The following is a 14,694-nucleotide window of genomic DNA, read 5'->3' on the forward strand; positions in this document are numbered from 1 at the left end:
CTGCGCGGCGTCGGCTGCGGCATCGCGGGGTTGGTTTTGGGCTTTGCGCTCGGCACGGGGCTGGCCAGCGGNCATCGAGGAGAGCGCTCTCTTCGCCGATACGCAGCCGCTCGCTTCGGCATCGCTTAACTTCAACATCGATCCGAATCTCGTACGGGACTATCGTCGGCGCAAGAAGCTCGCCAGGCGCCGTGTACGGTTCGGATTGGGGCGGGGCAGCGGTCATTGGGCTCTGACCTCGCGTGCGGCCCTTTCGCTGCTCCGCCAGTACGACGGATGGCCGACGCTTATCATGCAGGGAACCGTGGCGGCGCCGATCGGCGTGGTCGCGCTCTCGGGTACGGGCGGGCTGTCGTCGATCATGGTGTGGCTGCTGGCTCTGCTTCTGTTCGGCAACGGCATCCGGGAGGAAACCCGCGCGTTCGGCGATGACATGCGTATTCGCCTTGTACGCGATCGGCTGCCCTTCGGCGTGCTCGAACTGCTCGTGTTCGATACGATTCCGGCGTTCGTCGTCGTTACGGCGGTGTCGCTTGCGACGATCGTGCCCCTTGCGGCCTATACGGGCGTGCCTCTCGTCTGGGCTCTCGTGCTCGGCGTTGCGCTCAACGTCCTGTACGTGCTCATGCGCGGCTTCGACGCGGTGCGGTTTCCCCTGACGGGACGCCGCATCGAGTACGAGGCGGGTGCGTCGGTAGCGGCCGTCTGCTTGATGCTCGTATCGTTTTCGGGATCCTTCGGCGTGCTCGCGGGTGCCGTGGTGCTTGCCTGCGTCGCGTGCGCGGCCATCGTGCATTACGGAACCGAGTGCGTGTAGGCGGACCTCGCGGGGTTCGCGAGCCTAAGCGCTACGGGGCCAAGCGTGCCTAACGCGTACGCGCTGGGATCTACCTGCGCTTGAGCTTGCCGGTCACGCGCGCCATGATCGAGCTCAGAAACGCCGCTTCAGGTATCTTGAGCTTGAGCGCGATGCCGAACGTGACGACGAGACTCACGATGCCGCAGACCACGATGTAGGCGAACGCCTGCGCGATCGAACCTGAGAGGGGAGCGATGAGCGTTTGGGCGGCGAATAGCGCCCCGCCTCCCGCAGCGGCGCCGAGTGTGCCGAGCACGAGCGCCACGATGAAGGCCTTGGCTGTCGAACGGAGTCCGAACGCCCCGAACCTCCTGCGTAGGTATGTGAACAGGCAGATGTCTCCTACCAGGTAGAACACGAGCTCGGCAACCGCGATGCTCTCGATGGGAATGTCGGCGATTCCGTTCGATGCGGCGAATACCGCAGCTCCTGTGAGCGCGACCTGTACGGTGGCCGCAATGATGTTGAACCCGGCGAACACCGTCATTTTCCGCAGGCTGCTGAATATCTTCTGCAGGTAGGTGTTGATGCCGTAGAACGGAAGCGATACGGCGAATACCGCCAGATAGCTTGCGACGGTGGGGATGTTTTCCGCCGTAAACGCGCCGGCGCTGTAGAGCGTGATGAGGGGCGTAGCGAACACGACAAGGTAGAGCGCGAACGGGATCATGAAGAACAGGATCTGGTTCGTGCCCGAGATGATGCCGCGCTTGACGCCCTCGGTGTTGCCTTCCGCCTGCATGTCCGCCAGTTCGGTGAACATGGCGGTGGTGATGGGCACGGCTAAAAACGAGTAGGGAAGCATGAACCACAGGCGCGCATAGTAGATGATCGAGGGACCGTTTTCGGCGAACGCATAGGATGCGGCGCTCTGGACCGAGACGACGGCGGTGGAGCTCAGCATGACGATGACGGCGGGAATGCCGATGGCGAGCGTCTCGCGCAAGGCCGGGTCGTGCAGATCGATGCGCGGGCGGATGCGGATGCCGTTGCGTTTGAGTGCCGGTATCTGGATCGCCATCTGCACGAACACGCCGAGCGGGTTGCCGATGGCGATGATGTAGAGCGCAAGCTCGGGGTCGTTCGGTGCGATGAGGGCGTAGGCGAAGAACGTCGCGATGACGATCACGTTGTTCGCGACCGGCGCGATCGAGGACCAGAGGTAGTCGCGGTTCGCGTTCAGGAGGCCCGATACGACGGCACTCGCCCCGTAGAATACGATTTGGATGGCGAAGAACTGGAAGAAGAACACCGACGTAGCCATTTCGGACTGATCGGAGTAGAAGCTCTGGGTGAAGATGGCCTGTGCGGGGAAGGCCATGCAGATAAGCGATACGATGCCGAGCAGTATCACGACGAGGGTGAGCAGGTTCGAAGCGTAGCGGTTGCCCTCTTCGGTTCCGAGCTTCTTCTTGACCGATACGTACACGGGCAGAAACGCCGTAACGATCATGCCGCCCGCTACGAGCTCGTAAAGCATGTTGGGAAGGTTGTTCGCCACGGTGTAGGAGCTCGCGAGCAGGGTCGAACCGAGCGCGAAGGCCATCGCCCACGTACGGACGAATCCGGTGATCCGCGAGATCATGACGCATACGCTGATGAGCGCAGCCGACGAGCTGACCGTTTTGCTGTCGTCGTCGTTCGGGGGCGAGGCGAGTTCGGTTGCGACATCGTCGCCGTCGGGGGTGCGGGCGAGCATGTCGTCCGCGGCGTTGTAGATCTCGGGTTCGGGAGCGAGCGCGGCGCCATGACGGCCGAAAGCATCGTTGGGCGACGAGGATCGCGTGTACCCGCCTGTCGTTGCCTGCTTTGCATGGCGTCCGACCTTTTCGGGGCTGCTTGCGCCGGCGGATGCCCGTTTGGCGTGGCGGCCCGCGTACGGATCGTAATCCGCCTCGTCGATCTCGAAGCCGAGCTCGCCGATCCGATGGAACGAGCCAGTGGTATCGGGAAGCTGAAGGAGCTCGCGTTCAACCGCTTCGCGGGTATGTTTGGCTCGTGAGAGCTTGTCCGACATCGAATGGGCCTTCTTGCTTTTGGATATAATGGTTCACCAACGGTGAGCGGCTGCGCAACGGCAACCGCTCACATCATAGCAAACACGGAAAGAGGCGCTTCATGCATATCCTGATAGTCCGCAATAACTCCAATGCGAAGGCGGTCGACGCGTCGCTGCTCCTCGCGGCTTATCTGGGCACGCAGTCCATTCAGTACAGCATGATCGACTCTTCCGATTTGAACTATCTGGGCGATACCGATGACGTCGGCATCATCGATTCGGGTTCCTGCGATCTCGCGGTCGTGCTCGGCGGCGACGGCACCATCCTGCGCACGGCCCGACTCGTCGGCACGACGGGCGTTCCCATTCTCGGCATCAATTTCGGGCGGCTCGGGTTTTTAGCCAATGCGAGCGACGAGGGGGTTGTGGCCATCGTCGCGGCGGCTCTTGCGGAAGACGCGGTGCGTGAGAGGCGGACCAACCTGCGGATCGACGTTCTGTGCGAGGGCGACGATCTCGACGAGGTTCCCTGCTCCGACGACGAGCCGATCATCGCCGAAGACGGCGAGCGCCGCAGCTTCTTCGCCCTGAACGAGCTTGCGGTTACGCGCGGCGCTATGGGCCGCATCATCGATTTCTCGCTCTCCATCTCCGACTCGCATATCGCCGATATGCGCGGCGACGGACTCGTGGTTGCCACCGCCACCGGGTCGACCGCCTACGCGCTCTCGGCGGGCGGTCCGCTCGTGTCTCCGGGTTTCGAGGGTCTCGTTGCCGTTCCGCTTGCGCCGCATACGCTTCATTCGCGTGCGATAGTGACGGCGAAAAACGATGTGGTGGAGGTCGATCTCACCAACAACCAGGCTTCACGCGAGGCGACGCTGTTCGTCGACGGCGAAATGCTCACGTTCGAGCGGCCTGTCGCAAAAGTGTTCGTTCGCGCCGGTTCGGAGCCTACGGTGCTCCTGCGCTACAAATGCGAGAACTTCTACGACCACGCCTCGAAGGTGTTCTTCTAAGCCCATCGGGTGCACCGAGCGTGGGGTGCCTCGGTTTGCGGCAGAAAAAGCGAGATATTCGTCGTCGCTCGGAGCTTCTTCGCAGTTGATTTTTAGACCGTTTCTCCGATCAGGGGTAATGAAGCGGTGTCGTTTCCCGGTCGTCGATTTCGTTTCGTCGAGCGGGTGTAGACGACGAATTACTTTCATTTTCTGCCGCGAATGCCCTTGTTCGCTGATAAGCCAGAATCGGAATGCGTTCGTTCGGGATCCCAGAGAGCGAAAGCGCCGTCGTGAGCGCTGTCGAGGCATGCGCGTCTTGGATTAACGCGGTGGCTCCTTTGGGTTCGCGTGGCAGCGAAGCTCATTGCCTTGCAACCTTGCATAGCGGTAGTGCGGATCCGATGTAATCGCGAAACGCACTCAACGTAAATCAAGCGCGCTCCTTGCGGAAACCGCATGCGGATGTTACGTGGGAAGGACTCAGCTCATACACCCGAAATTCGTACTCTTATCAGGTGCTATATCGTGTTAATATGCCAGCATGACGGTGATCCTGTCCAACATATCTGCACTCGAGTTTTGGCGATCGCTACTAAGCGACAGCAGTAGAGCGCGCAAGCCGTCTCGCGCTCGAATCATGCCCGAAGATGCACCGCACGCAACTGCAATCGAAGAGTATGGGCTCATCGGCAACGAGGTCTTTTCTTTGCCTCTGCATGTCATGGCGCTCGATGGAAGGAGGAAGAGCACGCATGATCTCGTTGTCCATCAATCGCGATTCTTGCCTGCCGGTTCTCTGAGGTCTATTTCAATACCCGGTTGCGACAAGGCCGTTTTCGTTACAAGCCCAGAACTTACCTTGGTTCACATGGCCTCCCTCTTGAGCTTTCCGCAAACCGTCCATCTAGGTTACGAGTTTTGCGGAACCTATGCTCCCGACAAGAGCCGACCATACGGTATTAGGGGGAGGATTCCCCTCGCCACTCCATCCAGTATAAAAGCTTGCCTTCTCGAGCTCGAAAACGTCAGGGGAACGAAAACGGTTCGCAAAGCACTTCCTCACATATTGGAGCAATCGGCTTCCCCTCGGGAATCGACGCTGGCTGCGCTTGTGACGCTTCCCTGCATGCGAGGGGGAAGCGGTATCGCCCATCCTCTCATGAACGCTATCGTTCCGATCGGTAAAAGAAACCGATGGACGGCCGATAAATCCTTTTTTCGGTGCGATTTGCTTTGGCCCGATCAGGGCGTAGCCGTAGAGTACGATAGCATTCTCTGTCATACAGGTGCCGAGCGGATTGCCCAAGACGCACAACGACGCAACGCTCTCGAATCGCTCGGAATAACCGTTGTAACCGCAACGTGGCAGCAGGTGGCCAACTATCGGGAATATAATCGCTTTGTACGGATTTTAGCGAGACATTTGAATTCGAGAATAAGGCCGAGCTGTTCAGATTATCCTCGCAGGCAGCTTGCCCTTCGATCGGAGCTGCTCGATTGCCCCCCGTTCTTTGGCTGAAACGCCTTTTGCTCGGTCGTACCCGAGCTTGTGGCAAGAAACGAAAGTTTTTCGTCCCCGTGGGAAGCTCGGTGGCTCCAAAGCGGGTTTCTGGGATCAAGCTGGTTGTGTTTTCCCAGCACAACGACGCACTTAATGATGTGTCTTTTCCACTTACCCTGCACTACGACGAATTTCTTTCGTTTTCTGCCATCTTCGAGGGTTTCGCTACCGATTCAGGTTCGGTGCTTGGCACCGAGTCTCAGAAACATTGCTCTCGCCGTCATCGTTCCGCTGCATCATGGGGTGATGTTCAGCGTGGATATAGGGTCGAAGTAGAGCAATCCTTCCCGGCGGAGGCCGAGCCGCACATCGTCTCGGCCTCCCGCATGGTGAAGCGATTCCAAGCTCGTTTTGCTGACGATGACGGAATCTCCCACTTCAAACGAGATGTACGCGTCCGAGCCGACGATTTCGTCTCGCAGCCTCCGTCCCGTGAGCATCGCATAGTGCTCGTGGGATGAAGCGGCATCTGCGATGCGCTGATCGCAAGGCGAGGCGGTATCGCATCCTATCAGGACGTTTTCGGGACGTATCCCCGCAACCACGCGGGGCTGCGCAAGGGAAGCGGCCAATCCGGGAGGTGCGGGAATTCCGTCAGGGCTGTCGAGGAAGCGCAGCATGCCGCGGTCAACGCGGCATTCGAGGAAGTTCATCTGAGGGGATCCGATGAATGCGGCGGTGAACAGGTTTCGGGGATGAAAGTACAGCTCGCCAGGCGTGCCGATCTGCCGTACGCGCCCCTGGTCCATGACGACGATCTTCGTCGCGAGCGTCATCGCCTCGGTTTGATCGTGGGTCACGTATACGATGGTCGCACCCGTTTTGCCGTGAAGCCTTGCCAGCTCGCCGCGCATTTGGGCGCGCAGCTTGGCATCGAGGTTCGAAAGCGGTTCGTCCATGAGGAACAATGCGGGATTGCGCACGATTGCCCGGCCTATGGCGACTCGCTGTTTCTGCCCGCCCGAAAGCTTCGACGGTTTGCGATCGAGCAGATCGGATATGTCGAGCATCGAAGCCGTGGCGCGTATCCGTTCTTCCCGTTCGCGTTTGGGTACCTTTCTCGCTTTGAGCGGAAATGCGATGTTGTCGAACACCGTCATATGGGGGTAGAGGGCGAAATCCTGAAACACCATCGCTACGTTGCGCTCGGCGGGAGGCGCGTGCGTGATGGTGCGCCCGTCGAGACGGATCGACCCCGATGTCGGGGTCTCCAGACCTGCGACGAGACGCAGCGTGGTCGACTTGCCGCAACCCGACGAGCCGACGAGCACGACGAACTCGCCCTGCTCGATGCGCAGCGAGAGCTCGTCGACTGCGCGGATCGCGCCTTTGCCGTAGGTTTTGGTCAGCTGCGCCAATTCGAGAAACGACATCTATCTCACCCGGTTCTTTCCGTGGCCTGCACTTGTTCGCGCATCCCAGTGTGCGAGTTTTCGAGCAGCGACGGCGGCGCATGCCAACGACGCGAGCCCGAGCGCCACTGCGAGCACCCAGGGAAGAAGAACCCGCATATCGGGGATTCCCTGCGCTGCAAAAGCGATGCGCAAAAAACCGTCCTGCAGGGATGCGGCAGCCGTTTGCCAAGCCGAGAAGTCCGACCAACGGGTGGGAAGACGGTTGCCGAACCGCGAGAGCGCCGAGGCGAAGGTTGCCGTTGCGGCGCTGGCGGCGCGTGGNGCGAAGGTTGCCGTTGCGGCGATGGCGGCGAGTGCGGGAATCGCGTAGGCGATGGCCGCGAGCACCGGATGGCCGGCTGGACGCTTGCGCAAGGGCCGGCAGTGCCAAGCCGCATAAGCGGCGAGCGCTGCGGGATAACAAAGCAGCAAGGAGAAGGACGCGAGCGAGAAAAGGCCGTAATCGAGCTCCGCGCACTCGACGGCAAGCGATGAGGCGATCGTTTCGGCGGTGATGGGAAAACCGTCCGCGTCCGCATCGGCTGTGGTGATTCTCGTGTAGGCGACGGGGAATCCTCCGGCGGCCGATCCGTCCATGATGCGGACCGGTGCGTCTTCGGCGCAGCCGCCCGAAGCGACGGACGGTTTTTCGGCCTCCAGGGCGTTCGCCCGATACGTGCCCGGCTCGGTGGGGCAGGCGGCTGCGTCGGGGAATACGAGTCCGATCTCGCCCGTAAAGTACAGCACCGTTTCTCCCGCGCCCTCTGCGTTTTCCGCGGCGATCGGGTCGCTCGCGTTCGCCGCGACCCCATCGACTTGGGACCACAAGACGATGGGGAACGGATCGGCCGCCTCGCCTGATCGCTCCAGAACCGAGGCGGCTTTGCTCAGCCCGATACCGCCGCCTGCGAGAACGAACGTCTTCGTGTTCGCGTAGGCTCCGGAAAGCGCGCCGTACGCGGCGATCTGCGCTCCGAAGCACGCGAGCGAGACGAGGAAAGCCGCTATGGCGGCCAAGGGGATGCGCCGTATGCCGAGAGCCTTACGCATCGGCGAGCCGAACCTTACTGCCGTCAGCGAGAACCCTATCCGATCTGACGATGATCTTCTGCTGCGAGGATACGGCTCCCTCGGCGAGCGCCGCCCAGCTCGCATTCGTGTCGAGCACGGATACGGGCACCTTTCGGGCGACCAGCTCGACGCCCGAGAATCCCCCCTGCTCGGCTACCACGTACACGTAGGATTGCGCGCCTTCCCGATGGACGGCGGTGAGGGGAGCACATGAGCCGTATTCGCGGGCGGCGGCCAGTTCGTCCGCATCGACCGATGCTTCCGGGGCTTCGTCTTCGGGTACGGTAGCGCAACCGGGTGCGGCTTCGCCCCCGGCTGCAGCTCCGGGATCGAATGCCGTACCGCCGTCTGCCTCGATGGCTTCCTGCGCGAAGGTCTGCGTGCTCGGTGCCTCCGCTGCCACCAGCGCGGTGCCCGCGCTGCTCACAGCCCTCGACAGGATGCCGAAGCATGCCATCGCAACGAAAAAGACGAACAGTGCGGTTGCGGCCCTGCGTTTCATCGGGCGCTCCTTCCCTGCAGGCTGTGTCCGTTGCGGTGCGCAATCGCGGCCCTTCGTTTCATGACCGGTCCTTTCGGGCGGTTGCGGCGATTCCCCGTTCGAGGTACTCCCTGCCCATGGCGAACACGAGCACGGCGGGCACGGCGGCGATGACGGCCGAGGCGAACACGAGCCCGACGTTGTCGAAGGATACCGTCGGTTGGAACAGCGAAAGGGGCCAGAGCGCCTGATCTTTCAAGAAGGCGAGCGGCTGTTCGACCAGGCTCCAGTACTCGAAGAACCCGAGCACGAGCGCGGCGAATATGCCGGGTAGGCCGAGGGGGATGCCGATAGTCAGAAATACCCGCAGTTCGCCTGCGCCGTCCAAACGGGCCGATTCGATGATGGCGTTCGGGATGGTGGCGAAGAAGTGCCTCATGATGAACACGGGAAACGCCGAGAATATGCCGGGCAGGATGATGGCGGGAAGCGTATCGTTGATGCCGAGCGCGTTCAGTACAAGGTAGTTCGGCAGCATGACCACCTGGAAGGGCAGCATCATCAGCAGCACGTAGAGGAAGAACAGCGCGTTTCGCCCCGGGAATTCGTAGCGCGCGAGCGCCCAGGCGGCGGGCGTTGCGAACAGGAGCTGTCCTGCGAGCACGCCCGCCGTAATCGCAGCCGAATTCCAGAAGAGCACATGGTAGGCAGGCGTGTCGACGAGTACGGCGACATAGGATTCCAGAGTGGGGTTCAGGGTGAGAAGCGGGGCTTGCGCATACCCTTCGCCCGACGGCAGGACGCCGCCCAGGACCGAGGAAAGTTCGGTCTGTCCCATGAGCGATCCGGCAACTAGCATGACCAAGGGAAAGCACAGGACGAACCCGGCGAGGGCAACGCATGCGGCCGTCAGCGTCGTTCGAACCTTCATCGGTCTGCCCGAACCTGTTTGGCCCACGAACGGAAAAGCAGGCAGACGACGAGGAAGAGCACGAGCCCCAGCAGTACGCCGCCCGCTGCGAGCTTGGCGGTTGAAAGGCTCGCGAACCAGTTATTGAACAGGTGCGGAAGCAGGTACATGCTCTCGTGGGGATAATTCCCCGCCACCAGGTACGCTTCGCGGTACACCTTGAAGGCGTTGATGATTGCCAGCACTACGACAACCGCGCACGAGGGTGCGAGCAGCGGCAGGGTGATCCGCACGGCGATCTGGCGCGAATTCGCCCCGTCGACGCGCGCCGCTTCGTACAGGGTTTCGGGGATGCAGGAGAGCGCGGCAAGCCAGAGCACGATGCAGTAGCCGAGGTTGCGCCACACGTAGCTGGCTGCGAGTACCCAGAAAGCGGCGTCGGTACCCATCCAGGCTACGGGTTCGAGGTCGAAGAAGGCGAGGATGCCGTTGGCGATTCCCTCGGCGTCGAACGTGACGCTCATCAAAAGCGCCGCCGAGAAAACGGGGATTGCGAGCGGCAGGAGAAGAGCCGTCTTCATAAGCGCCTTGAACGGCGTGCTTTTTCGTAAGAACAGCGCGACGGTCAGGGAGGCTATCAGCAGGATCGGAATGCAGACCGCCATGAACTTGGCCGTATTGAGAGCGGCCAGGCGAAACGCCTCGTTGGAAAGAACCGTTGCGTAGTTGTCGAGCCCGACGAACTCGGTGCCCGACGGGTTGGCAAGCGACCGCCTCGCGACGTCGAACGAGGGCGCGAGGAAGAAGACGGCGAGACCCGTGAGGCTCGGGGCCAGAAAGGCCCCGACGATGATCGCTTTGGGCGGGCGCGGCATGCTCATGATCGCCGCCTACTGCGCCAGGTAGAGGTCGATCTTCTGGATCGCTGCATCGAGGGCCTCGTCGAGCGTCGCCTCGCCGCGGCAGTAGGCGAGAAGCTCGATCGAGAGGATGTCGCTTGCCGTCTTGTCGCGCACGCATGCATCGGTCGCGCTCTCGACGAGCGCGCAGTTCGCCTCGACCTCCGCTTCGGTGAAGGCGCCGCGGCTGACAGAGGAAAGCTCGCTTCCCCCGTCGCCCATGACCGACATGCCGTAGCCGCCAAGCTCGATCTGGGCTTCTCTGAAGGCGGTTTTGTTGACGGCGATGCCGATGTCAAACGAGTCCTGCTTCTGCTGCGGTTTCGACAAAACGTAGGAGACGAAATCCTTTGCCTGGCCTGCCTCTGGTGTGTTGGCGTTCACGGCAAGGATCGAGCTCGGTACGAACACGCGCTCGGGCGAGAAGCTCAACGGCTCGAGGGCGCACGCGAACGAGGCGTTCTCCACGGCGAGGCTTGCCGAGCCGAAGCTGGTGCCCGAGAGGAGCGAGGCTATTTCGATGAACTGCTGATCGGGGTTTTCTGCGAAGAGGATGCCCGATCCGCTGATTCCGGAGCCGCCGCCTTGCAGGTCGTCGAGCTGGCTTCCGAGATAGTCGTAGCCGGTAGGCGCATTCTCGCAGTTTCTCCCGTCGTTGAGCATAAGGAGCCGTTTCGAGCAGGCGAAGAACGTTGCGAGCGCGTCCCGGTCGACGCTTCCGCCCGTATCGAAGATGCTGCGGTAGCTTGCCGTGTACAGCGATGCCACCGAGAAGGTCGCATCGGTGCCCGTCGGGCTCTCGCTCTCCGATTCGATGTAGGAGGTGAGGCTTTCAAACGATTGCGCGCAATCGATCGCCTCGGCGCTTCCGACAATCGCGGGTATGCCGAACCTGCTCGGAATCGCGAAGCAGCCGTCATCGGTTGCGAAGGCGCCCACGACGTTCTCGAAGTACTCGTCGCCGGTCTCGCGAGCGTCTTGGATGATGCCCGAAAGATCGAGAAGCGCGCCCTGTTCGGCGAAGCCGTCGAAGGGAAGCCCGTCGAGGACGATGACGTCGGGACCCGTGCCGGAAAGGATTTCGGCGTTGAGGGTTCGCAGGGCGTCGTCGGCCGAGAGCCCTGAGCCCGCCGGGATGCCCACGCGTACCTCGATCGCGATCTCCGGGTGCTCGTCACGGTAGGTTGCGGCCGCCTGTTGGATAACGGAGCTGTCTTCGAGCGTGTACACGGAAAGGCTCGAGGTGGATTTCGGCTGCTCGCCCTGCGGGTAGCGGTAGAGCGTATAAGGATTGGTCGAGCCGGTCCGTTCGCGGTAGAGCACCGCGATGTCGTCGGATCCGGATCCGACGAGCAGCCGTTCGGGGGTTTTGCCCGTATTCGAAAGGTTCGTGGCATTGCCCGAGGCAAGGACGGTCGCCGTCTCGCCCGAACAATCGTAGATCGCGCCCGTCGAGCAGAGGAAGAGCCCGCTTTCGCTCGCAGCCCAGATGGGTGTTGCGACGGCGGACGCGTCCGCCGGGGGGAACGCGGCTGCGAGTACCGATTCTTCGTGAGCGTCGAGGTTCACCTGCTCGCCGGTGTCGTAATCGAAAACGTACAGCTCGCAGGTAGGGTTGGCGGAGCTGCTCTTGGAAGCGCTCGCGTATACGCGGTTGCCGTGCACGGTGAAATCGGCGAGGACGGTGCCGCTCGGCAGGCGGTACGTGCACACCGTGTCGCCTGTCGTGTAGTCCGCTCGGAAAAACGAGCCGGTCCAGTCGGATGCGATCACCGTGCCCTCGTCGAACGAGCGCATGATGGTGATGCGGCCCGCCGGCAGGGAAGCCTCGCTCTGCGAACCGGGATCGACGAGGTAGCAGCCACCGCCGTCTCCTTCTGCGGTAAGCGTCGTGCATAGCAGGCTTCCCTGCGGGGTGAGGCACGCGGCCCCGATAGAGGTGTCGTCGTCAAGCGATGCGGCCAAGGTAGACGTGTCGAAGAGCGCCTCCCAAGAGCCGTCGGCGGTCTTGGCGAACACGGCGATTGTATTCCAGTCCGTCGTGTTGGCCGCCATGAGCATGCCTCCGTCGCTTGTGTAAGCGATGTCGGAGATGTGCATGATGTCCGTTGGGAGTGCGACGGCCTGCTCGAAGCGACTCGTTTCGCTGTGCTCGGCTACGCTGCCGTTCGGTGTCGGGGTGCAGGCGGCAAGGCCGAGTGCGAAGATTGCAGCGAGCGCGATGGAAAAGACGTGTTTCCCCATTGTGCTTTGCGTCGAAGCAGGGGGTTGTGCGGTGTCGGCTTTCGGCGGGCAAGCCGATGCGTTCGAACTCGGGTTCATGCAGTCTCCTTTTCGGGCGGGTTCTAGGGATGGGCGTTCTCGTTTCGGCATGGCTGACGCTGGGCCCTTGGGCAGCGGTTGCATTGCTTCGGTTGTGCGGAAGGTCTATTCGAGCCAGAGGCGGTACGTGGTTTCGGTTCGGTGGTCGACCGTCTGGATGCAGTACTTCGAGAAATCAATGTGCCTCGAGGTCCCGTCGGTTTTGAGGGCTTCGTTGGGAACAATGAAGGGCAAAACGACCGTTTGCGTCTCGCCGGGTTTTACGTTGACGGGCGCTGTTTGGATGTCGTCGGACGGGGGATCGTCCAAGGAGGTGTATTCGGCGAGCATGGAGAAAGCGTAAGCGTCGAGGCGTACGCCTGCTCGCATGGTTCCGTCCGAAAGGGGGCCGGCTTCGACGACGAGCGTGCCGTCTTCTGCGTAGATCGTCTCGGCGTATGCGCTGGTCCAAGCATCGGTCCAAAGTCGAAACTCGGGCAAGCCGTCACTGCTGTACGGTCCGACCGAACCAGCGATGAGCGTGTTCGAGGTGTTGGTGACGGTTGCCGAGACAAGCACCATCGTGCTGTCTTCCGGATACACTTCCTGATTCGAATACTCCGGGTAGAGCTCTTTGAAGGCCGATCCCGATACCGATCTCACCTCGTCGATACGCATCTCGAACAGGGGATACTCGTACTCCCAATCGCCGATGCTCTTCAGGTACTCGATATACTCGTCGCTGGGGATGGTCTCGTTTGTTTCCCTGATGCTTGCGGTGGGGTGATCCGTTTCCCAGATAAAGGCCATGCCCTGCACTATTCCCTCGAGCGCTGCGCTGCGGCCGAACTCGCAATCAACGACTCTTTGGGAGGGCTCGCCATTGCCATCGTACATGCCGGCGAAGAGGAGCGATGCGGGGCCGTGCGGCACACTGGGTATGTAGCGTCCGACAAACCAACCCATGGCAAGAGCGGCAACGACGAGGCATGCGATGCCGACTGCAGCGCGCTTTTTGCGTTTGGCTGTCATGTGGCACTCCTTTCGGCGACGAGGTTGCGGTGCTTTGCTGCAACGCCTTCGCCGAAGCTATCATGATATTCGGTGCGTTAGCAACGGTGAGTTTTTTCACCCAGTCCGCGAGTCCGTGCAATGGCATGGTTCGTCGTAGTATTATGCATGAAAACAAAGGATGCGCGCGAAGGGCGGTTTGGTGATGGATTGGATGTCGGTTGTAGCGGTCATTGGCGGTGTGGGAGTGCTGTTTGTCGCATGCTGCGTCGCGATTGCCCAGGCGGCCTTTTCTGAGACCATGTCGAGAACCAAGCTTCAGGTAGCCATTTTTTACGGCACGGTGTTTGCTGTTGCCCTGTTTGGATGCCTTGCGATCACGCAGGCCGCCGACACGGGGGCCGCCTCGGTTTTCTCGCTCGCTTTGTGCGCTGTGTCGCTTTTCGTCGGTTGGCATCTGTCGCGCGCATGGCGTCTCAACGAAGATGTCGAGATCGCCTCCCTCAACGAGCTGCGCAGGTTCGTCGAGACCCACCAAAACGTTGAAGACTCCCTTGAGGAGCGGTGCGCCCGCACCGCCCGCGATTACGATTTGACCCGTCGGGAAGAGGCTATCCTCAATCTGCTGCTCGAGGGAAAGACGCGCTCCGAGATTGCGCGCGAGCTTGTCGTGTCCGACAACACAGTGAAGACGCACATCCGCAACCTCTACCGGAAGATGGGCGTATCGGGGAAAGACGAGCTCGCCGATGCGATGGTCGAGCGATGCGGCAACGCCGGGTAGGGCTGCCTCCGCGATTTCGCGCGAGCGAACCTTGCGGTATCCGGGATAATTCTTACGCGCAGCAATCGGAACGAAAATCCACCTCATATTAAGTAAGTACTTATCAAATACAGTAGTTTGTTATATACTTTTCTCAAATGGCTCGAAAATAGTAGCATTTTTGAGCCCAGGAGAAAGGCGTGGACTATGAAGAACGCGACGATCGAGGGGGGACCGGGCGTATTCTTACGCCTTGCTCTCTGCGCGCTGCTCGTGTGGGGTTTAGCACCGCTGAGCGCGTATGCGGACGAGCCGTCTTCCGAAGCTCCAACGACACGAGAGGAGGTTATTGCCCCGGGCGATTCCGAAGCGCTTGAATCCGATACGGGTGTCGAGAGCGCAGCCGATGAAGCATCCGGCGGCGGCGACGGCGCTTCCGACGGC

11 protein-coding genes are annotated in these 14,694 nt (G+C 61.3%); 4 read left to right on the forward strand and 7 right to left on the reverse strand.

Annotated elements, in window-relative coordinates:
- Window positions 1-205 precede the first annotated feature (205 nt).
- On the forward strand, window positions 206-817 hold the full coding sequence (locus C1722_RS01910) for a hypothetical protein (RefSeq protein WP_102377759.1): 612 nt from the start codon (window positions 206-208) through the stop codon (window positions 815-817).
- 70 nt (window positions 818-887) lie between these two features.
- Here C1722_RS01910 and murJ read toward each other — a convergent pair whose 3' ends face one another.
- Window positions 888-2,876: a murein biosynthesis integral membrane protein MurJ gene (gene murJ, locus C1722_RS01915; protein ID WP_102377760.1), complete on the reverse strand. Its 1,989-nt coding sequence runs from the start codon at window positions 2,874-2,876 to the stop codon at window positions 888-890.
- 101 nt (window positions 2,877-2,977) lie between these two features.
- Here murJ and C1722_RS01920 point away from each other — a divergent pair, with 101 nt between their 5' ends.
- Window positions 2,978-3,877 carry an NAD(+)/NADH kinase gene (locus C1722_RS01920; protein ID WP_102377761.1) on the forward strand — a complete coding sequence of 300 codons (900 nt, stop codon included), beginning with the start codon at window positions 2,978-2,980 and terminating at the stop codon, window positions 3,875-3,877.
- 1,779 nt (window positions 3,878-5,656) lie between these two features.
- On the opposite strand, the gene C1722_RS01930 is transcribed toward C1722_RS01920, so the two are convergent.
- The 6 genes from C1722_RS01930 to C1722_RS01960 form a co-directional block, all read right to left on the reverse strand.
- Complete coding sequence (locus C1722_RS01930) at window positions 5,657-6,793, reverse strand: ABC transporter ATP-binding protein (RefSeq protein ID WP_102377763.1); 1,137 nt, start codon at window positions 6,791-6,793, stop codon at window positions 5,657-5,659.
- A 1,063-nt stretch (window positions 6,794-7,856) separates the two neighbouring features.
- Window positions 7,857-8,387 carry an efflux RND transporter periplasmic adaptor subunit gene (locus tag C1722_RS01940; protein WP_102377765.1) on the reverse strand — a complete coding sequence of 177 codons (531 nt, stop codon included), beginning with the start codon at window positions 8,385-8,387 and terminating at the stop codon, window positions 7,857-7,859.
- A 58-nt stretch (window positions 8,388-8,445) separates the two neighbouring features.
- Window positions 8,446-9,297: a carbohydrate ABC transporter permease gene (locus C1722_RS01945; protein ID WP_102377766.1), complete on the reverse strand. Its 852-nt coding sequence runs from the start codon at window positions 9,295-9,297 to the stop codon at window positions 8,446-8,448.
- Window positions 9,294-10,157: a carbohydrate ABC transporter permease gene (locus C1722_RS01950; protein ID WP_102377767.1), complete on the reverse strand. Its 864-nt coding sequence runs from the start codon at window positions 10,155-10,157 to the stop codon at window positions 9,294-9,296. Before C1722_RS01950 ends, C1722_RS01945 begins: the two co-directional genes overlap by 4 nt.
- Window positions 10,158-10,166: 9 nt before the next feature.
- Window positions 10,167-12,419 (reverse strand): type 2 periplasmic-binding domain-containing protein, encoded by a 2,253-nt coding sequence (locus tag C1722_RS01955; RefSeq protein ID WP_146040579.1) that lies wholly within the window; start codon window positions 12,417-12,419, stop codon window positions 10,167-10,169.
- A gap of 183 nt (window positions 12,420-12,602) precedes the next feature.
- Window positions 12,603-13,508, reverse strand: a complete 906-nt coding sequence (locus C1722_RS01960; RefSeq protein ID WP_102377769.1) for a hypothetical protein — start codon at window positions 13,506-13,508, stop codon at window positions 12,603-12,605.
- 184 nt (window positions 13,509-13,692) lie between these two features.
- On the opposite strand from C1722_RS01960, the gene C1722_RS01965 reads away from it, so the two are divergent.
- Together C1722_RS01965 and C1722_RS16815 are read left to right on the forward strand one after the other, a co-directional pair.
- Window positions 13,693-14,271 carry a helix-turn-helix transcriptional regulator gene (locus C1722_RS01965; protein WP_244385961.1) on the forward strand — a complete coding sequence of 193 codons (579 nt, stop codon included), beginning with the start codon at window positions 13,693-13,695 and terminating at the stop codon, window positions 14,269-14,271.
- A 186-nt stretch (window positions 14,272-14,457) separates the two neighbouring features.
- Window positions 14,458-14,694: hypothetical protein (locus C1722_RS16815; RefSeq protein WP_219724268.1), on the forward strand; the 237-nt coding region annotated here is incomplete at its 3' end.

Origin of the sequence: Raoultibacter timonensis (assembly GCF_900240215.1) — a bacterium.
GTDB lineage: Bacteria > Actinomycetota > Coriobacteriia > Coriobacteriales > Eggerthellaceae > Raoultibacter > Raoultibacter timonensis.

Coding starts and splice junctions, on each gene's coding strand:
- C1722_RS01960 (WP_102377769.1), bottom strand. CDS start 13,508: ATGACAGCCAAACGCAAAAAGCGCGCTGCAGTCGGCATCGCATGCCTC.
- C1722_RS01920 (WP_102377761.1), top strand. CDS start 2,978: ATGCATATCCTGATAGTCCGCAATAACTCCAATGCGAAGGCGGTCGAC.
- C1722_RS01950 (WP_102377767.1), bottom strand. CDS start 10,157: ATGAGCATGCCGCGCCCGCCCAAAGCGATCATCGTCGGGGCCTTTCTG.
- C1722_RS01940 (WP_102377765.1), bottom strand. CDS start 8,387: ATGAAACGCAGGGCCGCAACCGCACTGTTCGTCTTTTTCGTTGCGATG.
- C1722_RS01965 (WP_244385961.1), top strand. CDS start 13,693: ATGGATTGGATGTCGGTTGTAGCGGTCATTGGCGGTGTGGGAGTGCTG.
- C1722_RS01930 (WP_102377763.1), bottom strand. CDS start 6,793: ATGTCGTTTCTCGAATTGGCGCAGCTGACCAAAACCTACGGCAAAGGC.
- murJ (WP_102377760.1), bottom strand. CDS start 2,876: ATGTCGGACAAGCTCTCACGAGCCAAACATACCCGCGAAGCGGTTGAA.
- C1722_RS01945 (WP_102377766.1), bottom strand. CDS start 9,297: ATGAAGGTTCGAACGACGCTGACGGCCGCATGCGTTGCCCTCGCCGGG.
- C1722_RS01955 (WP_146040579.1), bottom strand. CDS start 12,419: ATGGGGAAACACGTCTTTTCCATCGCGCTCGCTGCAATCTTCGCACTC.